Below are 21,846 nucleotides of genomic sequence, written 5' to 3'. Positions count from 1 at the left end.
ACCGTTTAAACAGCCCGGTCGCTGGTGCATCCCCCGTCGCCAGCGACCGGGTTTTGCCATACCCGGATCCACTCCCACCAGGGCATGTCCGGAAGTTGATCTACATTGGCTGATTTTCTGTTCAGCTATTGCTACCGATTGCTACCGGCTCGTAGCAGCATTCGCTCACTTCCCGCCGAAGCGAACTCCGCAACCGCGCTGTAGACCTGCGTCACACCGTCATCCGGAGAAACCGCCTTCACGGTCCGCTCCCGCGGGGTCTCGCAGGAACCGGGAGCCGCGCCGGCCCCGACCGGGCACTCCACCCGCACCGTCCGGCCGTCCGGCCGCATCAGGATCAGTACGCCGTCGAGCGGGTCTCCGGTCCCGTTGCGGTAGTACGAACGCGCCCAGGTGTCGCCGCCCACCACGATCGTGCACGTCTGCGCCTGGAGGCCCTCGGGCGACGTGAGTTGCGGCCCGCAGGCCGCGGCCGGCCGCACCGTCCCGCTCCCGGCACCCGGGCCCCCGTCGGGCTCCTGGGCCGGCCCTGGCGCCGAGGCGCCCCCGGAGGCAGGCCCGAGCGCCGGGAGCAGCCCGCCGACGGTCCCGCCGACGATCCCGGCGCCAGGCCCGTCCGCCACGCCGGGAACGGCCTGCGGCCGGTCGCCCCGCGCGGCACGGCCCGATGGGCCCGCGGGCCCCGAGGGACCCGCGGTGGCGGCGGCCAGCGGCAGCACCACCGCGAGCGCGATCACACTGGAGAGGGCGATCATGCGCAGATTCGGGGCGCGCTCCATCGGGTTCCACCTGTCCAGGGATTGCGGCTGGTGCGGTGTGCCGAACATATCGGGCCCATCACGCCGAAAAGGGGGCCGTTGGCCCGTATACCGGGCAACGACCCCCTGCTGCTACCCGAACGAGTGACACGGTCAACAGCCCGGCGCACCGGGCCGACGCGTCCTCACTCGGGCCTTCCCATCAGTACGTCAGGTGCGTCCCGTCCGGCGCCGTCCGCCCCGCGCGGACGAGGGTGTCCACGATGAGCGCGACGCTCGGCAGCCACGGCGAGGTGGTGCCCTCGTCGACCACCGGCGGCCGGATCCAGCGCAGTTGGCCCGCGCTGCTGCTCGACGGCGGCAGCGCCACGTAGCCGCCCTGCCCGTGGTACCGCAGCGAGCTGGGCACCCATTCGTGGGAATCGAGCAACTCGCCCAACTCCTCCAGGGAGTACGGGGCGACGAGCAGGACGTAGCGCGTCGGGGTGGCCACCACCGGGCCGAGCCGCACGCCCAGCCGGTCGAGGGTGTCCAGGGCCCGCGCACCGGCCACGGCCGGCAGACTGACCGCTGAAACGCGGTCGCCCGTGGCGAGCACCACGGGCGCGTCGGGGCGTGCCGTCCACCACCAGCGCACCATGCGCGGGTCGCGGGTGGCCGCCATGAGTCCGGGATCGTGCGGGTGCACGCCGGGAACGGGGCAGTCCGGGCGCGGACAGGCGCACGGCTGCGCCCCCGCCGCCCGCCAGGAGCCACGGCGGTCGTGCCCGGCACCGGGCACCACCGGCCATTTCCACTGCTCGGTGTAGGTGAGGACCGCGCTGAGCAGCGCGGACTGGCCCCTCCATCGGAACGAGAGCTTGCGTCGCCTTCCGAGGATCTCGCGCATAGCGCAAAGTTCCTTTCCGTTAACGCTCAGAGGATCTGCCCATGACACAACGTAATCTCGAGCACACCGCTTACAAGGCAGCGCATCACGCTGCTAGCCGAGCGTGGAACGTGGCGAGGGGTGGCGCTCGCGTGGCGCTTCGTGTTCTGTCTGCCGCGCTGTGCGCTTCCGCTGGGTGTGTGAACACCCCGCCACTCGGGGGTAGGCCGGCCGTCATCTACTGGTAGGACGCTGAAGCCAGACACCGGGTTCCTACCCACCACCGTGAATATGACGCGCTGTTGGACGCCATCAGTCGACCGGCAATTGTCTTCGGGTGTGGTCATTTTCGGCCAAGCTTTCGGAGTGCGACACCACTCCTTCTACCAGCACAATCCTGGACATGCCCACGATCAGGCGTGTACAAGTGGAAACCTGGTAGCGGCGCAGCACGATATGGGGGTTTGCGATGCTATTGACGCAACTGACCTGCTTCATCAAGCCCCGCACGCGAGTCGGCAAAAATCCTGAATCGCCGACAAATAGCACTGTTCTTCGCCTGGGCCGTGATCTCGCGGGAAGCCGCCGGCCATGAGTACCACCCGGGTTCCAAAAGTGGCCGGAACCAAGTCTCCCATTCCTGTCGCGCCACACACTTCCGCCCCTGCGGCCGAATGCCGTCCCGTGGACCGCCTCGCGGCCGTCCAGGACCGGCTGGCCTGCTGGATCTCCGATCTCACCACACTCCACGAGCTCACCGAACGCCTCGCGGGCACCACCGGCCTCGACGCGTCGCTGCGGGAAGTACTGCGGGCCGGTGCCGCGTTGGTCGGCGCGCGCCGCGGACTGCTCGTCCTGGAACCCGCCGACCGGCTGGGTCCCGACACCACCGTCGGCCTCGGCCTCGGTCACGCCGATCTGGGCACCATCGAGACCGTGCCGAACGGCGCCGCCTCCTACGGAATCCTCCTCGAACCCGACGGGGCCGACCGGCGCGACCGAACCGGCGGAGCCGGCGACTCCACCGGCGGCCCGGACGCCGCCGCCGACAGCGCCGCCGCCGCCCCGGACGGGGACGCGCCCGTGCGGACGCCCGCGGACAGCGACGAGATCATCCACCCCGACCTGCCGCACGAGCCCGGCCTCGACCCGCGGCACCGCGAAGTCGCCGCGCACCTCGGCTTCGACGCCAGCTACGCGCTGCGGCTCACCACCGAGCGGACCGGCCATCTCGGCGCGGCCGTCTGGCTGTACGACGAACCGGCCGAACCGGTCGAACGCCAGCGCCATCTCGTCGGCCTCTACGGCCGGTACGCCGCGGAGCACATCGCCCGGCAGCTGGAACTGAGCCGCGCCCGCTGCACCCTCGCCACCCTCGCCGAGGAGCTGCTGCCCGCCCGGCTGCCGCGGGTCGCCGGTGTACGGATGGCCGTCCGGCACGACACGGGACCGCGTGGCGGCGGCGACTGGTACGACGCGCTGCCGCTCCCCGAGGGCGCGCTCGGCCTGGCGGTCGGCGGCGTCACCGGGTCAGGTCCCAGCGCGGTCGCCGCGATGGGCCGGCTGCGGGCCTCGCTGCGGGCCTACGCCGTCATGGAGGGCGAGGATCCGGTCGCCGTCCTGTCCGACCTGGAGCTGCTGCTGCGGCTCACCGAGCCCGCCCGTTCGGCGACCGCGCTGTTCGCTTACGCGGAGCCCGAGCAGCGCAAGCTCGTGCTCGCCGGCGCGGGACACTGCCCGCCGCTGATCGTCGGCGACCGCCGGATCGAGTACATCGAGACCTCGCTCTCGGCCCCCCTGGGCATGCTGAGCTGCTGGGAGGCGCCCAGCGTCGAGGTCCGGCCGGAGCCCGGCGAGACGCTGCTGCTCTACACCGACGGCCTGCTGCACCGCACCGGCGAACCGATGGACCGCGCGCTCGCCCGGCTGCACAGCGCCGCCCAGAGCGCACCCCGCGCCACCCGCGACGACCCCGACCTCCTCGCCGACCACGTGCTGCACACCGTGCTGCCGGACGGTCTCGACACCCTCGACAGCCCGGAGGACGTCGTTCTGCTCGTCATCCGCTTCGACTGAGCCCCCGCCCCCGCCCGCGCGGGTCCGCTTTGCCGCGGTTCGTGACCTAAGCCCCCTGTAGTCGGCCTTCCGTACGCACATACGATGGATCGGTCTATTGCGAGGAGGCAGGACGTGTCCGAAGAGGTCGAAGCGGCCGAAGAGCAGCCCATCAAGCAGCGCAAGAACGGCCTCTACCCCGAGGTCTCCGACGAGCTCGCCGAGCTGATGAAGTCCGACTGGGCCGACACCGAGCTGCACGACCTGCAGCCGATCGCCCAGGCGCCGCACGCCGCCCGCCGCCGGGCCGCGCTGTCCGCCCGCTTCCCCGGCGAGCGGCTGGTCATCCCGGCAGGCAACCTCAAGACGCGCGCGAACGACACGGAATACCCCTTCCGGGCGTCCAGCGAGTACGTCCACCTCACCGGTGACCAGACGCAGGACGCCGTCCTGGTCCTGGAGCCCGCCCAGGGCGGCCAGGGGCACGACGCGACCGCGTACCTGCTCCCCCGCTCCAGCCGTGAGAACGGCGAGTTCTGGCTCGACGGCCAGGGCGAGCTGTGGACCGGCCGCCGCAACAGCCTCGCCGAGGGCGCCCAGCTGCTCGGCCTGCCGTGCTCGGACGTCCGCGAGGTCGTCGCGAAGCTGGCCGTGGCGACCGGCCCGGTCCGGGTGGTGCGCGGCTACGACGCGGGCGTCGAGGACGCCCTGCACGACAAGGTCACCGCCGAGCGCGACGCCGAGCTGAAGGAGTTCCTCTCCGAGCTCCGGCTGGTCAAGGACGAGTGGGAGATCGGCGAGCTGCAGGCGGCGGTCGACTCCACCGCCCGCGGCTTCGAGGACGTCGTCAGGGTGCTGGACAAGGCCGAGGCGTCCTCCGAGCGCTACATCGAGGGGACGTTCTTCCTCCGCGCCCGCGTCGAGGGCAACGACATCGGCTACGGCTCGATCTGCGCGGCCGGCCCGCACGCCACCACCCTGCACTGGGTGCGCAACGACGGCCCGGTCCGCTCCGGCGAGCTGCTGCTCCTGGACGCCGGCGTGGAGACCCGCAGCCTGTACACGGCCGACGTCACCCGCACCCTGCCGATCAACGGCCGGTTCAGCGACATCCAGCGCAAGATCTACGACGCGGTGTACGAGTCCCAGTCGGCGGGCATCGCGGCGGTCAAGCCCGGCGCCGCCTACCGCGACTTCCACGACGCCTCGCAGCGCGTGCTCGCCGAGAAGCTCGTCGAGTGGGGCCTCGTCGAGGGACCGGTCGAGCGGGTGCTGGAGCTCGCGCTGCAGCGCCGCTGGACCCTGCACGGCACCGGCCACATGCTCGGCCTGGACGTCCACGACTGCGCGCACGCGCGGACCGAGACGTACGTGGACTGCGTTCTGGAGCCCGGCATGGTGCTGACCGTCGAGCCCGGTCTGTACTTCCAGGCCGACGACCTGTCGGTGCCGGCCGAGTACCGCGGCATCGGGGTCCGCATCGAGGACGACATCCTCGTCACCGCCGACGGCCACCGGAACCTGTCGGAGGGGCTGCCGCGCCGCTCCGACGAGGTCGAGGCGTGGATGGCCGGTCTCCAGGGCTGACCCGCGAACGGACACGTAACCCGCCTCGGGCGCCGCGATCCGGCACCCGGGGCGGTTTACTGGCCGCCGTGACGACAACCGACCCCGCGCTGCGCGCCATGGCCCATCCGGTACGGCTGCGCATGCTGTCGCTGATGTGGGCCGCGCCGCTCTCCGCGGCGGAGCTCTCCCGAGAACTGGACATCTCGCACGCGCTGGCCAGCCAGCACCTGCGCCGGCTGGACGCCGCCGGGCTCGTCGAGCTCAGCGAGGTCCGCTCGCACCGCGGCGGCAGGGAACGGCGCTACCGCACCGTGCACGGCACCCCGCTCTCCGACCGGCAGGACGGCACCCCGCTGCTCGCCGAGGCGCTGGCGCGCAACCTGCGCGACCGGGCCGCCCGCCGGGCGCCCGGCCAGGAGGGGGTGACCTCCGACGCGGAGCTGTGGGTCGCGCCCGAGGCGTGGGACGCCTTCCGCACGCGCATGGCGGAACTCCTCGCCGACCTGCACGAGGCCGCCCGCGCCCCGCACGCCCCCGGCTCCGTCCTGCTCGGCGCCACCGTGATGGCGTTCCTCGTGCAGGCCGACACGGCGGAAGACGCGGAGGAAGACCCGGACGCCCGCTAGGACGCCTTCAGCAGCGCGTCGTCCCGCCACTTGAGGATCTTGTCGATCGTCACCACGGCGCCCCGGCCCGGCCGGTTGTGGAAGTGGACGTGATCCACCAGCGCCTCGATGAGGAACAGTCCCCGACCGTGCTCGGCATGCCGGCCCTTCAGGGCCAGCGGCCGGGCGAGTTGGTGGCGCGGCCGGTCGGGCGCGAAGCCCGGTCCGGAGTCGGCGACCTCGATACGGCAGCGGTCGCCGTCGATGCGCGCGGTCACGCTGTAGTCACCCTCGCCCGCATGTTCCACGGCGTTGGCACAGGCCTCGGACACCGCCACCGACAGGTCGTAACAGATCTCCGGATCAACCCCGGCGGTCTGCATCGTCCCCAGCAGCAGCCGTCGGGCGAGCGGAACGCTCGCGGCCTCGCGCCGCAAGTGGAGAGACCACCAGATGCTCATGCTCCAGCCTCCAGGCCACGGCTCGACTTACGGATACCTATAGCCACGAATTGCGCCCCGTAAGCGTCCTCTTGGCGTGATGCCGCTCATTCGGCGGATGTGAGACCCCGGCGTACAGGTGTATTGAGGCGACCCGCCCGCACGCCCTCAAGCCGGACACCCCCCTTATGCGCCGGTTCCCGACGGTGAGAGGATGACGCCCGTCATGGCTTCCCCCTCACCCGTTTCCCCGGTGCGCGCGAGCGCCGGGCTGCGACTGCTGCGGGCCGCGGTGTTCACCGCGGTCTGTGTCGCGCTGTCCGCCGCCGGGCACGCGCTGGCGTCCCGTCACGGGGTGCCGGCCGGCGCGCTCGTGGTGGGCTGTCTCGCGGTGTTCGCCGTGGCAGCGCCGCTGGCCGGGCGGGAACGGTCGCTCCGGGGGATCGCCACGACACTCGCCCTGGGGCAGCTCGCGCTGCACACCGTATTCGGCGCCGGACAGGCCTGCGGGAACCCCGCCACGGCCCAGGACGGCGGCTCCGGCGTCATGGCGCTGGCCAGCCGGCTGCTGTGCGGCGGCCACGCCTCGGCGGTGGCCCTCACCCGGCAGGGCGCGGAACGGATCGTGCGCGACGCGGGTATCGACCCGGCGTCCGCGATGCCCATGGGACCTGTCACTCGACCGGGTGACACCGCCGTCGGCGGTATGCACGCGGCGATGGCGTACTCGCTGCCGATGCTGCTCGCCCACCTGTTCGCCGCGCTGGCCGTCGGATGGCTGCTGCGGCGCGGCGAGGCCGCCCTGTGGCGGCTCGTGGGCCTGTCGGCCGAGGTGCTGCGCGGCGTGCTCGTCGCGCTGGTGCGCGTCCTGGTGGCGGGAGCGGCCGACGACCGGCTCGCCGCGCTCCGGCCGCGCCGGTTCGCCGCCGGGCAGGGGAAGGCGCGCGGCGTACGGCTGCGCCACAGCGTGGCGCGGCGCGGGCCACCGGCCTACGCCCTGGCGGTCTGACGCGAGCGGTCTCCACCGGCCCGGTTCCCACCGGTCCACGGGGGCGGCGGTCTCGCGCGTTCCGCCTGCGCGCTGACCCCTTTCCCCCCACTCACCGTGGAGTGCCCCATGAACAGTTCCCGCACGCGCCGCCTGACCACCGTCGGCGCGCTCACCGGTTCCGCGCTGCTGCTGGCCGCCGTACCGGCCTTCGCGCATGTCTCCGTCACGCCCAACAGCGCCGCCAAGGGCGGCTACAGCACCGTCGCGTTCAAGGTCCCGAACGAGCGGGACAACGCCTCGACGATCAAGGTCGAAGTGAACCTGCCGGCGGACCACCCGATCGCGTCCGTCTCCACCCAGGCCGTCCCCGGCTGGAAGGTGGAGGTCGTCAAGAGCAAGCTCGCCAAGCCGATCACCATGCACGGCAAGCAGGTGACCGAGGCCGTCACGAAGATCACCTGGAGCGGCGGCACGATCGAGCCCGGCCAGTTCCAGCAGTTCCCCGTCTCGTTCGGCCCGCTTCCGGACGACACGGACCAGCTGGTCTTCAAGGCCCTCCAGACGTACTCGACCAACGAGGTCGTGCGCTGGATCGAGGAGGAGAAGCCCGGCGCTGCCGAGCCGGCGAACCCGGCACCCGCGCTGAAGCTGACCGCCGCGACCACGGACGCCCACGGCTCCGCGGCCCCCGCCGCCGACGCCAAGGCGAAGCAGACAGCGACGACGAACGCTGCCGCCGACTCCGACAGCAGTGACACGACCGCGCGGATCCTCGGCGTCGCCGGAATCGTCGTCGGCGTCATCGGCGTCGCGTTCGGTGTCCTGGCAGGACGCCGCCGCACCTCCGTCTGACGCACCGGCCGGGGCGGCCGTACGGCACGTTCTCGACGCCCGGCGTCGACCCGTGCGGCCGCCCCGGCCCCGCCATCGCACTCCCCGGGAACTCTCATGCGCACCACCATCAAGATCGGCGTGGCCCTGGCGGCCGTCGCGGCCCTCGCCGGATGCGGGGCCTCCGACGGCGGCTCCGAGAAGCCCCTCGCCGTCGTCTCCGGAGCGGCGTCCAAGCCGGGCACCCTCCTCGACGCCCCGTTCGCCAAGCCGGAGCTGACCCTCACCGACACCCACGGCAAGCCGTACAACCTGGTCAAGGAGACGGCGGGCCGTCCCGTCCTGCTCTTCTTCGGCTACACCCACTGCCCCGACGTGTGCCCGACGACGATGAGCGACATCGCCATCGCCAAGTCGCGGCTGCCCAAGCCCGACCAGCAGAAGCTGCGGGTCGTGTTCGTCAGCACGGACCCCGCACGCGACACCCCGCAGCACCTCGGCGAGTGGCTGTCCGCCCAGGACAAGGACTTCGTCGGCCTGACCGGTGACTTCGGCACGATCCAGAAGGCCGCCAGATCCGTCGGCGTCGGCATCGACAAGCCGGTGACGGAGAAGGACGGCAGCGTCACCGTCACCCACGGCGCCGAGGTCCTGGCCTTCTGGCCGAAGGACGACAAGGGGCACGTGCTGTACATGTCCGGCACCACCGCGGACGAGTTCACCGCCTACCTGCCGAAGCTCCTCAGGAGCGAGGCGCCGTGAGGTGCCGGACGCCCGCCGCGACGGCCCTCGCCCTGACGGTGTCCGCCGCAGCCCTCGCGCTCGCCGGCTGCTCCGCGGCGCCCGACGCGTCGGCGCACGCCGGAGCGAAGGGGCCGAAGCTCTCGGTGAGCGGGGCGTACATACCGCAGCCGGTGATGGGCGACATGGCCGCCGGCTACTTCACGGTCACCAACACCGGCGACACCGACGCGGAACTCACCTCGGTCAGCAGCGACCTGGCCGCCGATATCACCCTGCACACCAGTACGGAGAACCGTATGCGCAAGGTGAGCTCCCTGACCGTCCCGGCGGGCGGGCGGCTTACGCTCAGCAGCGGCGGCAACCACCTGATGCTGACGGAACTCACGCACAAGCCGGTGGCCGGCGACAGGGTGTCCATGGAACTGCACTTCGCCCAGGGCGACCCGATCGGCGTCACGGTGCCGGTCGAGCCGGCCGGCTACCGGCCGAAGGGCTGAGGAGGAGCGACGATGACCATCAGGCGTGCGCTGGTCGTACTGGGCGCTCTGCTCGCCGTCGTGCTGGGTGCCGCCACCCCGGCCTCGGCGCATGCCGCGCTGGTGAACACCAACCCCGGCGAGGACGCGATCGTCAAGACCGCGCCGCAGCAGGTGGTGCTCACCTTCTCCGAAGGCGTGCTGCTGTCCGCCGACTCGCTGCGCGTCCTCGACCCGGCCGGCGGCCGCGTCGACAGCGGCCCTCCGCAGCACGCGAACGGCAACAGCTCCACCGCCGCGGTCGCGCTGCGCGCCGGGCTCGGCGACGGCACCTACACCGTCGCCTGGAAGGCCGTCTCGGATGACAGCCACCCGGTCGCGGGCGCGTTCACGTTCTCCGTCGGCGCCCCCTCCAAGACCACCGTCGACGTCGCCGAGCAGGCGCAGGCCGTCGGCGGCGGCCCCGCGGGCGTCCTCTACGGCATCGGGCGCTACGTCGCCTACGCCGGATTCGCGCTGCTCGTCGGCGCCTCCGCCTTCCTCGCCGTGTGCTGGCCGCGCGGCGCCCTGCTGCGCCCCATGCGGCGGATCGCGGTCGGCGGCTGGGTCGCGCTCGTCGCGTCCACCATCGCGCTGCTGATGCTGCGCGGGCCGTACGTGAACGGCGGCGGGCTCGGCGACGCGCTCGACCTCGGGGTGATGCGCGACGTGCTCAACACCCGGCCGGGCGCCGCACTGCTCTCCCGGCTGCTGCTGCTCGCGGCCGCCGCCGTCTTCCTGGCGGTCCTGTTCGGCTTGTACGCCAAACGCGGGACGCCCGCCAGCGAGAGCGAGCGGGCCGAGCGCGCCGACCTCGCCTGGGGGCTGGGCATCGGCGGTGGGGTCATCGCGACGGGCATCGCCGCGACCTGGGCGATGGCGGAACACGCCTCCGTCGGCATCCAGTCCGGCCTCGCCATGCCGGTCGACGTCGCGCACCTGCTGTCGATGGCGGTGTGGCTGGGCGGTCTGACCGCCCTGCTGACCGCCCTGGTGGCGGGGCTCGGCATCGAGCGCGAAGCCGTGCAGCGCTTCTCGAAGATCGGTTTCGCGGCGGTGGCGACGCTGGTCGCCACCGGGACCTACCAGTCCTGGCGGCAGCTCGGCTCGTGGGACGCGTTCGTCTCCACCTCCTACGGGCAGCTGCTGCTCGTCAAGATCGGCCTGGTCGTCCTGCTCGTCGAGCTGGCCTGGCTGTCGCGGCGCTGGACCGCGCGGCTCGGCGCGCCCGCCGTCTCCGCCACGGCGGCCGTCAAGCGCCCGGAGCGCGTCGTGGCCGGCTCGTCCGCCGACCCGGCCCGGCAGGCCCAGCTGCGGCTCCAGCGCACCGCCCGGGACAAGGCCCAGGCGAGGAAGACCCGGGAGTCCGACCCCGAACGCGACGGGCTGCGGAAGTCCGTGCTGGCCGAGGTCGCGGTCGCCGTGGTCGTGCTCGCCGTGACGACGCTGCTCACCGGGACCCAGCCGGGCCGCGCGGCACAGGAGAAGACCGGCTCGGTGGCAGCGCCCGTCGACGCCCCCTCCGGGCTGCCGCTCAGCGTGCGCATCCCGTACGACACGCACGGTCCTAAGGGGAAGGGCCAGGCCCTGATCACCATCGATCCGGGACGGGTCGGCCAGAACGAGGTGCACGTCCTGATCTCCGGCGCGGATCCGGTGCCGGTCGACGTGCCCGAGGTGAAGCTCGAGTTCACCCTCAAGGCCAAGAGCATCGGGCCGCTGCCGGTGGCGCTCCAGCACCTCGACGTCGGCCACTGGACCGCGGCCTCGGTGCAGCTGCCGATGGCCGGGACCTGGCAGGTGTCCGTCACCGTGCGGACGTCCGACATCGACCAGGTGACCGAGACGAGGAACGTAGAGATCACGTCATGACCGGGACAGCTGAGCAGCGGACAACGGAGCGGCCCGGTGGCGAGCCCCCCGCCGGGCCGGCCCTCACCCGGCGGCGGCTGCTCGGCGCCGCGGGCGCGGCCGGCGCGGCGGGACTGGTCGCCGGCGGCGCGGGCGGGGCCCTCGGCGCCACGGCACTGCGGGACGAACCGACGGCGCTCAGCTCGGTCGGAGCGACCGGCGTCCCCTTCCGGGACGGCGCGCACCAGGCCGGGATCACCACCCCCCAGCAGGCCCGCGGCCATCTGGTGGCCTTCGACCTCACCGCCGGGCAGACCCGCGGGAACGTCGCGGACCTGCTGCGGCGCTGGTCGAGCACCGCCAGGGAGCTGGTCGAGAACGGCCGGCTGCCCGGCCTCGACGACCAGATCGCCAACGACGCGGGCCCCAACTCGCTGACCGTCACCTTCGGGTTCGGGGCTTCGCTCTTCCCCAAGGCGGGGCTCGCGGACCGGGCGCCGCGGGCCCTCGCACCGCTGCCGCCGTTCTCCGCCGACGCGCTGGATCCGGCCCGCGGCGACGGCGACCTGTGGGTGCAGATCGGTGCGGACGACGCGCTTGTCGCGTTCCACGCCCTGCGCGTGCTGCAGAAGGACGCGGGCGACACCGTCCGGGTGCGCTGGCAGATGAACGGCTTCAACCGCACACCCGGCGCGACCCTGCGGCCGATGACGTCCCGCAACCTCATGGGCCAGGTGGACGGCACCAACAACCCCAAGCCCACCGACCCGGACTTCGACCGACGGATCTTCGTACCGGCGGGCGGCACGGCCCGCTCCCCGGAGTGGATGGCGGGCGGCTCGTACGCGGTGGTGCGCAGGATCCGGATGCTGCTCGACTCCTGGGACCACCTCTCCGTCGAGCGGCAGGAGAAGGTGATCGGCCGCCGCAAGTCGGACGGCTCGCCGCTGTCCGGCGGCACCGAGACCACCCCCGTGGACCTGGACCGGCGGAACGCCCAGGGGGCGCCGGCCATCGCGGGCGACGCGCATGTCCGGGTCGCCGCCCCCGCCTCGAACGGCGGAGCGGCGATGCTCCGCCGGCCGTTCTCGTACCACGACGGCATCGGCTCCGACGGGAGCCCGGACGCCGGGCTGCTCTTCGTCTGCTGGCAGGCCGATCCGGAACGGGGATTCGTGCCCGTACAGCGCAAACTGGACCGCGGCGACGGGCTGTCGCGCTTTCTGCGCCACGAGTCGAGCGGGCTGTTCGCGGTCCCCGGCGCGCCGGGTCCCGGCGAGTACGTGGGGCAGCGGTTGCTGGAGTCGTGAACCCGTCCGGCCCATTAGGGTGACCGTATGTCGGCGAGCCGCTACACGTACCTGGGTCCTGAAGGCACTTTCACCGAGGCAGCGCTCAGAACGCTGCCCGAGGCCGCGACCCGGGAGCTGGTCCCGATGGTGTCGGTGCCGGCCGTGCTGGACGCCGTGCGCAACGGCGAGGCCGGCGGGGCGCTGGTGCCCATCGAGAACTCGGTGGAGGGCGGCGTGACCGCCACCCTGGACGAGCTGGCCACCGGCACCCCGCTGATGATCTACCGCGAGGTGCTGCTGCCGATCGCGTTCGCGCTGCTGGTGCGGCCGGGCACGAAGCTCACGGACGTGAAGACGGTGACCGGCCACCCGGTCGCGCAGCCGCAGGTGCGCAAGTGGCTGCGGGCCCAGCTGCCGGACGCGCTCTGGGAGTCGTCGGCGTCGAACGCGGACGGTGCGCGGCTGGTGCAGGAGGGCCGGTTCGACGGGGCGTTCGCGGGCGAGTTCGCGGCGTCCACGTACGGGCTCGAACCGCTCGTGACCGAGATCCATGACGCGAAGAACGCGGCGACGCGCTTCGTCCTGGTCGGCCGGCCGGGCCGGCCGGCGGCGCCGACCGGCGCGGACAAGACCTCGGCGGTGTTCTGGCTGGGCGACGACCACCCGGGCGCGCTGCTGGAGCTGCTCCAGGAGTACGCGGTGCGCGGCGTCAACCTGGTGCGCATCGAGTCCCGGCCGACCGGCGAGGGCATCGGGCGGTACTGCTTCTCGGTGGACTGCGAGGGGCACATCACCGACCGCCGGGTCAGCGAGGCGCTCATGGGGCTCAAGCGGATCTGCCCGCAGGTCCGCTTCCTGGGCTCGTACCCGCGGGCCGACGAGGTCCGCCCCCAGGTGCGTCCGGGGACGACCGACGACGAGTTCACCGACGCCGCGGACTGGCTGGGCCGGGCGCTGGACGGGCGGGGCTGAGCCGTCCTGGCAGGGCTGCGATGTTGTCCACCGAGTTATCCACAGGCCTGAGGTCCAGCCTGGGGATAACTGGGGATAAGTCGACAGACCAACCCGACCTAGTCGACAAATCGGTACACAGGCTCCAAGGTCGTCCAGAGCGGCCCAGGTCACCCTTCGTCAGCCCAATTCCTCTGATCAACTCTATAGAGGGAACACTTCTCACTCGAAAGTGCGTGTTAAGAGCGTTTGAACCGGGAATCCTTCGCCGAGCACCAGGCGTCCGGAACGATCAACTCCGTCTTCCACAGTTCGCACACACAACCTGTGGACAAAGGAAAAGAATCCCCACCCACCTGTGGATAACCGGGGCTTCGGCGAGGCTCGCACCCCCTCCCAACTCCCCTTCTCCACAAGGACGGTGCCCCGATGGAGGGATGCGGTGAATTCGGTTGACGGCGACCTTTTGTCCGTTATCGCAATTCGCTCCCGCTTTCTTCGAAACGGACATAACGTCTCTAAAAGCCCTTAACTTGTCGCGTCGGACCCCGCCGCCCCGGTAGCCTGTAGCCGTGATTGACCTTCGCCTGCTTCGTGAGGACCCCGACCGTGTGCGCGCCTCCCAGCGCGCCCGTGGAGAGGACGTCGCGCTCGTCGACGCCCTCCTCTCCGCCGACGAGCGGCGCAGGTCGTCCAGTCATCGCTTCGACGAACTGCGCGCCGAGCAGCGCCAGCTCGGCAAGCTCATCCCCAAGGCCCAGGGGGACGAGAAGGCCGAACTGCTGAAGAAGACCGGCGTGCTCTCGGCCGCCGTCAAGGCGGCGGACGCGGAGCAGCACGAGGCCGCGCAGGAGGCCCAGCGCCTGCTGCTCAAGCTCGGCAACCTGGTGCACCCGGACGCGCCGATCGGCGGCGAGGAGGACTTCGTCGTCCTCGAGCAGCTCGGTGCGCCGCGCGACTTCGCGGCCGAGGGCTTCGAGCCCAAGGACCACCTGGAGCTGGGCGAGATCCTGGGCGCCATCGACGTGGACCGCGGCGCCAAGGTCTCCGGCTCGCGCTTCTACTACCTGACGGGCGTCGGCGCGCTGCTGGAACTGGCCCTGGTCAACGCGGCCATCGCGCAGGCCACCGAGGCCGGCTTCGTCCCGATCCTGACGCCCACCCTCGTCAAGCCCGCGGCCATGGCCGGCACCGGCTACCTCGGCCAGGTCGACGACGACGTGTACTACCTGGAGAAGGACGACCTGTACCTGGTCGGCACCTCCGAGGTCCCGCTCGCCGCCTACCACATGGACGAGATCATCGACGCGGCCAAGCTGCCGCTGCGGTACGCGGGCTTCTCGCCCTGCTACCGCCGCGAGGCCGGGTCGTACGGCAAGGACACCCGCGGCATCATCCGGGTGCACCAGTTCGACAAGGTCGAGATGTTCGTCTACACCACGCCGGAGGACGCGGAGGCCGAGCACCAGCGCCTCCTGGAGTGGGAGAAGCAGTGGCTCACCGCCCTGGGACTGCCGTTCCAGGTGATCGAGCTGGCCTCGGGCGACCTCGGCTCCTCGGCGTCGCGCAAGTTCGACTGCGAGGCGTGGATCCCGACCCAGGGCAAGTACCGCGAGCTGACCTCGACGTCGAACACCACCGAGTTCCAGTCCCGCAGGTTGTCGATCCGGATGCGTGACGAGAAGGGCACCCGCCCCCTCGCCACGCTCAACGGCACGCTGTGCGCCGTACCGCGCACCATCGTGGCGATCCTGGAGAACCACCAGCAGGCCGACGGCTCGGTCCGGGTCCCGGAAGTACTCCGCCCCTACCTGGGCGGCCGTGAGTTCCTGGAGCCGGTCGGCAAGTGACCTCCTCCCCGCCCCTCCCGTACCGCCTGATCGCCACCGACCTGGACGGGACACTGCTGCGCGGCGACCACACCGTCTCGGAGCGGTCGCGGACGGCGCTCGCCGCGGTCACCGCGGCGGGCGCCGCCCACATCGTCGTCACCGGCCGTTCCGTGCCCTGGACCCGGCAGATACTGGACGACCTCGGCTACGACGGCCTGGCCGTCTGCGGTCAGGGCGCGCAGGTCTACCACGCGGGCGAACACCGGCTGCTGACCTCCATGACGCTGGACCGGCAACTGGCCGGGCTCGCGCTGGCCAAGATCGAGGCCGAGATCGGCCCGCTCTTCGTGGCCGCGAGCCAGGACGGCCTGGAGGGCGGCGTGCTGGTCGGCGAGGGGTACCAGTACCACCCCGAGCTGCCGGTCATCCACATGCGGGACGACAGCGAGCTGTGGAGCGCCCCGCTCAACAAGCTCTACCTGCAGCACCGGGACCTGGACGACGACGCTCTGGCCCGGGTCGCGCGCGAGGTCGCGGGCGACCTGGTCGGGGTGACGATGGCCGGCGAGGGCATCGTCGAACTGCTGCCGCTCGGCCTCAGCAAGGCCACCGGCCTCTCCATCGCCGCCCGCCGGCTGGGCCTGAAGGCCGCCGACACCATCGCCTTCGGCGACATGCCGAACGACCTGCCGATGTTCGCGTGGGCCGCGCACGGCGTCGCGATGGCCAACGCGCACGACGAACTGAAGGCCGTGGCCGACGAGGTGACCACGTCGAACGAGGAGGACGGCATCGCCGTCGTCCTGGAACGGCTCTTCGCGGCCACCGCCTAGGCTCACGCCATGACGGTTCCGGGGGTCGATCCGGCCGATGCGGACGCGGGCGCGGTTCCCGACGGGTCCTTCGGCAGCGATCTCCACCTGGAGCTGACCGGCCCCGGCGGCCGGCGCGCCTCGCTGATGCGGGCGCTGCGCGAGGCGATCCGCTCCGGCCGGCTCGCCCCCGGCACCCGGCTGCCGCCCTACCGCACGCTCTCCACCGACCTCGGCATCGCCCGCAACACCGTCGCCGAGGCGTACGCCGAACTCGTCGCCGAGGGGTGGCTCACCGCCCGCCAGGGCTCCGGCACCCGCGTCGCCCCGCGCACCGCCGCGGCGACGTCCCGGCCGGCCTCCGCCGCGCCCTCCCCGCGGGCCGCGCGGCCCGCGTACAACCTGCTGCAGGGCCAGCCGGACGCCGGGAGCTTCCCCCGCGCGGCCTGGCTCACCTCCGCCCGCCGCGCGGTGACCGCAGCGCCCACCGAGGCGTTCGGTCCCGGTGACCCGCACGGCCGCCCCGAGCTGCGCGAGGCGCTGGCGGAGTACCTCGCCCGCGCCCGCGGGGTGCGCACCGACCCGGCCGGGATCGTCGTCTGCTCGGGTTTCGCCCACGGGCTGCGGCTGCTGGTCCAGGTGCTGCGCGGCCCGATGGCCGTCGAGGCGTACGGGCTGCCCTTCCACCGCGGCATCCTGGCCGCGGCCCGGGTGCGTACGGTGCCGCTGCCGGTCGACGCGGAGGGCGCTCGTACCGGGGAGCTGGCGGCGAGCGGCGCGAGGTCCGTGCTGCTCACACCGGCCCATCAGTTCCCGACCGGCGGTCCGCTCGGTCCGCGGCGGCGGGCGGCCGTCGTCGACTGGGCCAGGACGACCGGCGGCATCGTCCTGGAGGACGACTACGACGGGGAGTTCCGCTACGACCGGCAGCCGGTCGGCGCGCTGCAGGGGCTCGACCCGGAGCGCGTCGTCTACCTCGGCTCGGTCAGCAAGAGCCTGTCACCGGCGGTGCGGCTGGGCTGGATGGTGCTCCCCGGCCCGCTCGTGGAGGCCGTGGTGGCGGCCAAGGGCGAGCGGGAGGCCACGGCGAGCGCCCTGGACCAGCTGACCCTCGCGGACTTCATCGCCTCCGGCTCGTACGACCGCCATGTCCGCCGGATGCGGCAGCGGTACCGCCGCCGGCGGGACCAGCTCGTCGCCGCGCTCGCCGAGCGGGCCCCGCACATCGGCGTGTCCGGCGTCGCGGCCGGGCTCCACGCGGTGCTGGAACTTCCGGCGGGCACCGAGGGCGCCGCCGTCCGGGCCGCGCTCGACCACGGCCTCGTCCTGGACGGGCTGGCCGGATACCGCCACCCCGACTGCGTGATGCCGCCGCAGGACGGGCTGGTCGTGGGCTACGGCACCCCGTCCGAGCACGCGTTCAGCGGCGCTCTGGAAGCACTGTGCCGGGCGCTTCCGCCGGCCGGCGGTCGCTGACCGGCCGGCGCGCAGGGGGTTCCGGCCGGCGCCGGCCCCCCGGCATCCGCGCGGTGGGCGTCAGCGCGTAGCAGGCCAGGCCGATGAGGACGGCCGTGAAGTGGCCGAGGTCGGTGAAGGTGCGGCTGGTGACGACGGGCACCGTGAAGAACGCCAGGATCCCCACCAGATATCCCCACCGCCAGGGGCGCGGCACCAGATACGTCAGGACGCCGACGACCCCGGCCATCCCGTAGCTGACTCCCACGTCGACGGTGTGGGCGAGGGAACGCGGCAGCCGGTCGTAATGGATGCCGAACAGTACGGCCTTCTGGCTGACCAGCGTGGCGCCGATGTGCGCGGTGGCGACGACGACGAGCCAGCGCCAGGTGCCCAGCCAGCGTTCCGCGGGTGCGTGGACCAGCTCGTAGAAGACGAAGTAGATGGCGAAGCCGGACGGCGTCGCGACCCACAGCGCGCTGGCGAGCAGCACCCGGATCGGATGCTGCCGCAGTTCGATGAGATTGGTGCTGACGTGGTGCAGCAGGTACGCCCGCACGTGCGGTGACACCACGGCGACCACACAGGTCGTGATCGTCAGGATCAGCAGCCAGATGTGGGTCCCGGGGGAGGAACGCACCCAGGAAACGCCGAAGCGCCCCACACCCTTGAGGGTGATGCGGCGGCGCTCGGCGGGCGTAGGGGTGACTTGCTCTGCGGCCATCACCCTCATCATCTGTCAGGGCCGGCTGACGCGGCCAATCGGGTTTCAGGCGTTCTTGATGGCGGAGACGTCGAAGCGCAGCTTCGCCTGCTCGCCGATGAGGACGCCACCGGTCTCCAGGGCGGCGTTGTAGTTCAGGCCCCAGTCGGTACGGTCGATCTTCGCGGTGCCCTCGAAGCCGACGCGCTCGTTGCCGTACAGGTCCTTGGCGGAGCCGTTGTAGGCGAGGTCGAGCGTGACCGGGCGGGTGGTGCCCTTGATGGTGAGGTCGCCCGTCATGCGGTAGGAGTCCTCGCCCAGGCGCTCGGCGGCGGTGGAGCGGAAGGTGATCTCCGGGAAGGCGGCGGCGTCGAAGAAGTCGCCGGTGCGCAGGTGCTCGTCGCGCTGCGCCTGGTTGGTGTCGATGCTGGCGACCTTGATGACCAGCTCGGCGGTGGACAGGTGCGGGTTACCGCCGTCGAGGTGCAGCGAGCCCTCGTACTCGGCGAACTGGCCGCGGACGGTGGTGACCATCGCGTGCCGGACGGAGAAGCCGATCTCGCTGTGGGTCGGGTCGACGGTGTATTCACCGGTGAGGTGCGACAGGTCGGTGGCGGCGGGGGCGGTCGCGACGGCGGTGCCGGCTTCGGCGGTCCGGGTGCGGTTGAAGAGTCCCATGGTGTGCTCCTTACGAGTAGTTCAACGTTCAACTTCATTCACCATAACTCCATTCCATTGAAGTTTCAACAAGGTCCTCCGCTCGACCCCTCCGGACAGGTTGTAGGATGACCGGATGACACTCCACGCGGCGGACCGCCGATCCCTCGTCGACACCGTCGTCGAGCAGCTCCGCGAGCAGCTCGCCGCCGGAACCTGGCAGGTCGGGATGCGCATTCCGACCGAGCACGAACTGGCAGACCTCCTCGGCGTGGGCCGCAACACGGTCCGCGAGGCGGTCCGGGTGCTCGCGCACGCCGGCCAGCTGGAGTCGCGCCAGGGCCAGGGCACCTACGTGATCTCCCGGGCCGACCCCGCCGCCGTGCTCCGCGGCATGCGCAGGGCCGGTATCCGAGACGTGCTGGAGCTGCGCGTCGCGCTGGAGACGGAGGGCGCCCGGCTCGCCGCCGTCCGGCGCACGCCGGAGGACCTGGAACGGATGCGCTCCGCCCTCAGCAGCGTGCACGGGCACGGCGCGGAACTGATCGGCGACGCTCAGGCGGACGACGACGTCCGCTTCCACCAGTACGTGGTGGAGGCCGCGCACAACGCCGCGCTGACCGAGGTCTACCGCTACTTCAGCTCCTCGATCCGCGAGACGCTGCTCGCCGCGGTCGGCGACAGCGACATGCCGCCGATCGACCTCGCGACCCACACCGCGCTCGTCGACGCCATCGAGGCGGGGGACCCGCAGGCGGCCGACGGCGCCGCGCGGGCGCTGCTGCGCGAGCCGCTGCGCGCGGTCGAAGCCCTCCTCGCCGTCGAACCGGACCGCCCGGCCACCGGCTGACCCGTCCGGACGGCCCACACCCCGCATCCCGTTTGGAAGGCACCTGTTTTGCCACGTACGACCGTCACCGTCCCGCTCATCGACGCGGAGCCCGGCCACCCCCGCCCGCCCCGGCTGCTCTCCCACCCCGTACTGCTGCTGGCCGGCATCGTGGTGGCCTCGCTCAACATGCGGGGCGCGCTGGCCAGCATGGCGCCGCTGGTCGGTGACGTCAGCGCGCACTACGGGCTCTCCTCGACGGTGAGCAGCCTGGTCACGTCGGTGCCGGTGCTCTTCCTGGGGCTGGGCTCGATGGTCGCGCCCCGGCTGTCACAGCGGTTCGGCACCGAGCAGGTGCTGTTCACCGCCCTGGTGGCGCTGGCCGCCGGGATCGTGGTGCGGTCGCTCTCCTCCGTGGTGGCGCTCTTCGCCGGAAGTATCCTGCTGGGCACGGCGATAGCCCTGCTCAACGTCCTGATGCCCGGCCTGATCAAGCGCGACTTCCCGCACCGGGCCGCGAGCATGACGTCGCTCTACACGTGTGCGATGGTGATCGGCGCGTCCACGGCGGCCGGGGTGTCCGTCCCCCTGGAGAAGTCGTTCGGCGGCAGTTGGCAGGCCGCGCTGGCGTTCTGGGCCCTGCCGGCGGCCGTCGCCGCGGCGGTCTGGTTCCCGCAGGTGGTGCTGTCACGCCGGATCCGTTCCGCGGAAGGCGCGTCGGCGACGCCCGGCACGTCCACCACGTCCCCCGCCGCACCGCCCCGGAGCGCGGGTGTCTGGCGGACGCCGCTGGCCTGGCAGGTCACCTGCTTCATGGGCCTGCAGTCGCTGCTCGTCTACGTGGTCATCGCGTGGATGCCGACAATCCTCACCGACCACGGGATGAGCAAGGGCACCGCCGGAGTCGTCTTCGCCGTCAGCAACCTGATCCAGGTGGCGGGCGCGTTCCTCTTCCCGCTGCTCGCGGGCCGGATGCGCAACCAGGGTCCGCTGGTGGCCGTCGCCGTCGGCCTGACCGCGGCCGGATACGTGGGACTGCTGGTGAACCCGGTCGGCGGCGCCTGGGCCTGGGCCGCGCTGCTCGGCGTCGGCCAGGGTGGCGCCGTCGGGCTGGCGCTGACGATGATCGTGCTCCGCAGCCGGAACGCGTACACCGCCGCCCGGCTGTCGGGGATGGCGCAGGGCGTCGGCTACCTGCTCGCCGCCGCCGGACCGCTGGCGGCCGGCGCGCTCTACGAGAGCAGCGGCGGCTGGACCGCCCCGATCGTGCTGATGCTGCTGCTGTGCGGCGCGCAGCTCGTCGCGGGACTGGGCGCGGGCAGGGACCGCAAGGTCTGACCCCGGCCCCCGCCCCTGCCCTTCTCGCTGCTACTCCTCGCCCGCCAGGGTCAGCGAGCGCAGCCGCTGCGCCGCGAACCAGGTGGCGGCGACCGTCACCGCGACGAGCAGGACGATCGCGACCGGGAGCCCGACGTCGGACTGCACGATGTCGCCGCCCCCGATCTTCTGCGCCAGCGCCAGCGCCCACTGCTGGACGCTGAGGGTGCGGGCCCCCGGGACGAGGTTGCCGATGAGGGATTCCCAGACCAGGGCGTAGACGAGTCCCGCCACCACCGCGTGCCGGGTGACGACGCCCAGCAGCAGGAAGACCGCGGCGTACGTGACCGACGCGACGGCCGCGGCGATGCCGTAGGCGACCGCGAGCTGCTGGCTGTTGCCGTTCAGGATGAAGCCGGCGATGAAGGTCGGGATGGCCGAGAACGCCATGGCGACGCCGATCGCGACGACCAGTTTCGTCAGGATGATCGACGGCCGCTTCAACGGCTTGGCCAGCAGATAGACGATCGAACCGTCGTCGATCTCGGGCGCGATGGCGCCCGTGCCGGCGATGACGCCGATCAGCGGCACCATCGTCGCGAGCGCGAAACCGCCCAGCAGGTCGCTGGTGACGCCGTCGTCCGTGCCCGCCAGGGCGCGCACGGCGCCCGCGATGACGATCAGCAGCGCGGGCAGCGCGAAGAGGATGAGTGCGCGGCGCCTGCCGAGCAGTGCCCGGAAGGTGAGCCGGGCCACGGTGGGGTTGTACAT

The 21,846-nt window shown here is 72.3% G+C and carries 21 protein-coding genes; 15 read left to right on the top strand and 6 right to left on the bottom strand.

Going from position 1 to position 21,846, the window contains the following annotated elements:
• Nucleotides 1-131: 131 nt before the first annotated feature.
• Both O3X23_RS24295 and O3X23_RS24290 read right to left on the bottom strand, forming a co-directional pair.
• Nucleotides 132-779, bottom strand: a complete 648-nt coding sequence (locus O3X23_RS24295; RefSeq protein ID WP_269273619.1) for a hypothetical protein — start codon at nt 777-779, stop codon at nt 132-134.
• 181 nt (nt 780-960) lie between these two features.
• Nucleotides 961-1,647 carry a bifunctional DNA primase/polymerase gene (locus O3X23_RS24290; RefSeq protein WP_269273618.1) on the bottom strand — a complete coding sequence of 229 codons (687 nt, stop codon included), beginning with the start codon at nt 1,645-1,647 and terminating at the stop codon, nt 961-963.
• Nucleotides 1,648-2,217: 570 nt separating this feature from the next.
• Here O3X23_RS24290 and O3X23_RS24285 point away from each other — a divergent pair.
• From O3X23_RS24285 to O3X23_RS24275, 3 genes are all read left to right on the top strand, one after another.
• Nucleotides 2,218-3,702 (top strand): PP2C family protein-serine/threonine phosphatase, encoded by a 1,485-nt coding sequence (locus tag O3X23_RS24285; protein ID WP_269273617.1) that lies wholly within the window; start codon nt 2,218-2,220, stop codon nt 3,700-3,702.
• A gap of 114 nt (nt 3,703-3,816) precedes the next feature.
• Nucleotides 3,817-5,268: an aminopeptidase P family protein gene (locus O3X23_RS24280; protein ID WP_443047950.1), complete on the top strand. Its 1,452-nt coding sequence runs from the start codon at nt 3,817-3,819 to the stop codon at nt 5,266-5,268.
• 68 nt (nt 5,269-5,336) lie between these two features.
• Complete coding sequence (locus O3X23_RS24275; RefSeq protein ID WP_269273615.1) at nt 5,337-5,876, top strand: ArsR/SmtB family transcription factor; 540 nt, start codon at nt 5,337-5,339, stop codon at nt 5,874-5,876.
• Here the strand turns inward: O3X23_RS24275 and O3X23_RS24270 are convergent.
• A complete protein-coding gene (locus O3X23_RS24270) occupies nt 5,873-6,316 on the bottom strand; it encodes an ATP-binding protein (RefSeq protein ID WP_269273614.1) in 444 nt (147 codons plus the stop codon). The genes O3X23_RS24275 and O3X23_RS24270 overlap by 4 nt on opposite strands.
• A 205-nt stretch (nt 6,317-6,521) precedes the next feature.
• Between O3X23_RS24270 and O3X23_RS24265 the strand changes: the two genes are divergently transcribed.
• The 10 genes from O3X23_RS24265 (at nt 6,522) to pdxR (ending at nt 17,590) form a co-directional block, all read left to right on the top strand.
• Nucleotides 6,522-7,304, top strand: coding sequence for a hypothetical protein (locus O3X23_RS24265; protein ID WP_269273613.1), 783 nt, complete (start codon nt 6,522-6,524; stop codon nt 7,302-7,304).
• Nucleotides 7,305-7,412: 108 nt separating this feature from the next.
• Nucleotides 7,413-8,138 (top strand): YcnI family copper-binding membrane protein, encoded by a 726-nt coding sequence (locus O3X23_RS24260; protein ID WP_269273611.1) that lies wholly within the window; start codon nt 7,413-7,415, stop codon nt 8,136-8,138.
• Between the two features lie 96 nt (nt 8,139-8,234).
• On the top strand, nt 8,235-8,879 hold the full coding sequence (locus O3X23_RS24255) for an SCO family protein (protein ID WP_269273609.1): 645 nt from the start codon (nt 8,235-8,237) through the stop codon (nt 8,877-8,879).
• A complete protein-coding gene (locus O3X23_RS24250) occupies nt 8,876-9,358 on the top strand; it encodes a copper chaperone PCu(A)C (protein WP_269273608.1) in 483 nt (160 codons plus the stop codon). Before O3X23_RS24255 ends, O3X23_RS24250 begins: the two co-directional genes overlap by 4 nt.
• Nucleotides 9,359-9,370: 12 nt before the next feature.
• On the top strand, nt 9,371-11,248 hold the full coding sequence (locus tag O3X23_RS24245; RefSeq protein ID WP_269273607.1) for a copper resistance protein CopC: 1,878 nt from the start codon (nt 9,371-9,373) through the stop codon (nt 11,246-11,248).
• Nucleotides 11,245-12,537 (top strand): iron uptake transporter deferrochelatase/peroxidase subunit, encoded by a 1,293-nt coding sequence (efeB, locus tag O3X23_RS24240; protein ID WP_269273606.1) that lies wholly within the window; start codon nt 11,245-11,247, stop codon nt 12,535-12,537. Before O3X23_RS24245 ends, efeB begins: the two co-directional genes overlap by 4 nt.
• Before the next feature lie 27 nt (nt 12,538-12,564).
• Entirely contained in the window at nt 12,565-13,491 is a 927-nt protein-coding gene (pheA, locus tag O3X23_RS24235) for a prephenate dehydratase (RefSeq protein WP_269273605.1), read from the top strand.
• A 551-nt stretch (nt 13,492-14,042) separates the two neighbouring features.
• Entirely contained in the window at nt 14,043-15,320 is a 1,278-nt protein-coding gene (gene serS / locus O3X23_RS24230) for a serine--tRNA ligase (RefSeq protein WP_269273604.1), read from the top strand.
• Nucleotides 15,317-16,135 (top strand): HAD family hydrolase, encoded by an 819-nt coding sequence (locus tag O3X23_RS24225; protein ID WP_269273603.1) that lies wholly within the window; start codon nt 15,317-15,319, stop codon nt 16,133-16,135. Before serS ends, O3X23_RS24225 begins: the two co-directional genes overlap by 4 nt.
• 126 nt (nt 16,136-16,261) lie before the next feature.
• Nucleotides 16,262-17,590 (top strand): MocR-like pyridoxine biosynthesis transcription factor PdxR, encoded by a 1,329-nt coding sequence (gene pdxR / locus O3X23_RS24220; protein ID WP_443047951.1) that lies wholly within the window; start codon nt 16,262-16,264, stop codon nt 17,588-17,590.
• Here pdxR and O3X23_RS24215 read toward each other — a convergent pair.
• Nucleotides 17,535-18,293 (bottom strand): rhomboid-like protein, encoded by a 759-nt coding sequence (locus tag O3X23_RS24215; RefSeq protein ID WP_269273601.1) that lies wholly within the window; start codon nt 18,291-18,293, stop codon nt 17,535-17,537. The genes pdxR and O3X23_RS24215 overlap by 56 nt on opposite strands.
• Before the next feature lie 45 nt (nt 18,294-18,338).
• On the bottom strand, nt 18,339-18,950 hold the full coding sequence (locus O3X23_RS24210) for a YceI family protein (protein WP_269273600.1): 612 nt from the start codon (nt 18,948-18,950) through the stop codon (nt 18,339-18,341).
• A gap of 115 nt (nt 18,951-19,065) precedes the next feature.
• Between O3X23_RS24210 and O3X23_RS24205 the strand changes: the two genes are divergently transcribed.
• Both O3X23_RS24205 and O3X23_RS24200 read left to right on the top strand, forming a co-directional pair.
• Nucleotides 19,066-19,779 carry a FadR/GntR family transcriptional regulator gene (locus O3X23_RS24205; RefSeq protein ID WP_269273599.1) on the top strand — a complete coding sequence of 238 codons (714 nt, stop codon included), beginning with the start codon at nt 19,066-19,068 and terminating at the stop codon, nt 19,777-19,779.
• A gap of 48 nt (nt 19,780-19,827) precedes the next feature.
• A complete protein-coding gene (locus O3X23_RS24200; protein ID WP_269273598.1) occupies nt 19,828-21,096 on the top strand; it encodes a CynX/NimT family MFS transporter in 1,269 nt (422 codons plus the stop codon).
• A gap of 30 nt (nt 21,097-21,126) precedes the next feature.
• On the opposite strand, the gene O3X23_RS24195 is transcribed toward O3X23_RS24200, so the two are convergent.
• Nucleotides 21,127-21,846, bottom strand: coding sequence for an ABC transporter permease (locus O3X23_RS24195; RefSeq protein ID WP_269273597.1), 720 nt, complete (start codon nt 21,844-21,846; stop codon nt 21,127-21,129).

The organism is Streptomyces sp. H39-S7 (genome assembly GCF_027158205.1).
In the GTDB taxonomy this organism is placed as follows: Bacteria; Actinomycetota; Actinomycetes; order Streptomycetales; family Streptomycetaceae; genus Actinacidiphila.
The sequence above is the reverse complement of the archived record's forward strand: the minus strand, read 5'-3'. Positions and strand labels throughout refer to the sequence as shown.

Excerpts from the sequence above, each read along its gene's own strand:
- O3X23_RS24295 (WP_269273619.1), bottom strand. The coding sequence starts at position 779 with ATGGAGCGCGCCCCGAATCTGCGCATGATCGCCCTCTCCAGTGTGATC.
- O3X23_RS24290 (WP_269273618.1), bottom strand. The coding sequence starts at position 1,647 with ATGCGCGAGATCCTCGGAAGGCGACGCAAGCTCTCGTTCCGATGGAGG.
- O3X23_RS24285 (WP_269273617.1), top strand. The coding sequence starts at position 2,218 with ATGAGTACCACCCGGGTTCCAAAAGTGGCCGGAACCAAGTCTCCCATT.
- O3X23_RS24270 (WP_269273614.1), bottom strand. The coding sequence starts at position 6,316 with ATGAGCATCTGGTGGTCTCTCCACTTGCGGCGCGAGGCCGCGAGCGTT.
- O3X23_RS24265 (WP_269273613.1), top strand. The coding sequence starts at position 6,522 with ATGGCTTCCCCCTCACCCGTTTCCCCGGTGCGCGCGAGCGCCGGGCTG.
- O3X23_RS24260 (WP_269273611.1), top strand. The coding sequence starts at position 7,413 with ATGAACAGTTCCCGCACGCGCCGCCTGACCACCGTCGGCGCGCTCACC.
- O3X23_RS24255 (WP_269273609.1), top strand. The coding sequence starts at position 8,235 with ATGCGCACCACCATCAAGATCGGCGTGGCCCTGGCGGCCGTCGCGGCC.
- O3X23_RS24245 (WP_269273607.1), top strand. The coding sequence starts at position 9,371 with ATGACCATCAGGCGTGCGCTGGTCGTACTGGGCGCTCTGCTCGCCGTC.
- efeB (WP_269273606.1), top strand. The coding sequence starts at position 11,245 with ATGACCGGGACAGCTGAGCAGCGGACAACGGAGCGGCCCGGTGGCGAG.
- pheA (WP_269273605.1), top strand. The coding sequence starts at position 12,565 with ATGTCGGCGAGCCGCTACACGTACCTGGGTCCTGAAGGCACTTTCACC.
- pdxR (WP_443047951.1), top strand. The coding sequence starts at position 16,262 with ATGCGGGCGCTGCGCGAGGCGATCCGCTCCGGCCGGCTCGCCCCCGGC.
- O3X23_RS24215 (WP_269273601.1), bottom strand. The coding sequence starts at position 18,293 with ATGGCCGCAGAGCAAGTCACCCCTACGCCCGCCGAGCGCCGCCGCATC.
- O3X23_RS24210 (WP_269273600.1), bottom strand. The coding sequence starts at position 18,950 with ATGGGACTCTTCAACCGCACCCGGACCGCCGAAGCCGGCACCGCCGTC.
- O3X23_RS24205 (WP_269273599.1), top strand. The coding sequence starts at position 19,066 with ATGACACTCCACGCGGCGGACCGCCGATCCCTCGTCGACACCGTCGTC.
- O3X23_RS24195 (WP_269273597.1), bottom strand. The coding sequence starts at position 21,846 with ATGTACAACCCCACCGTGGCCCGGCTCACCTTCCGGGCACTGCTCGGC.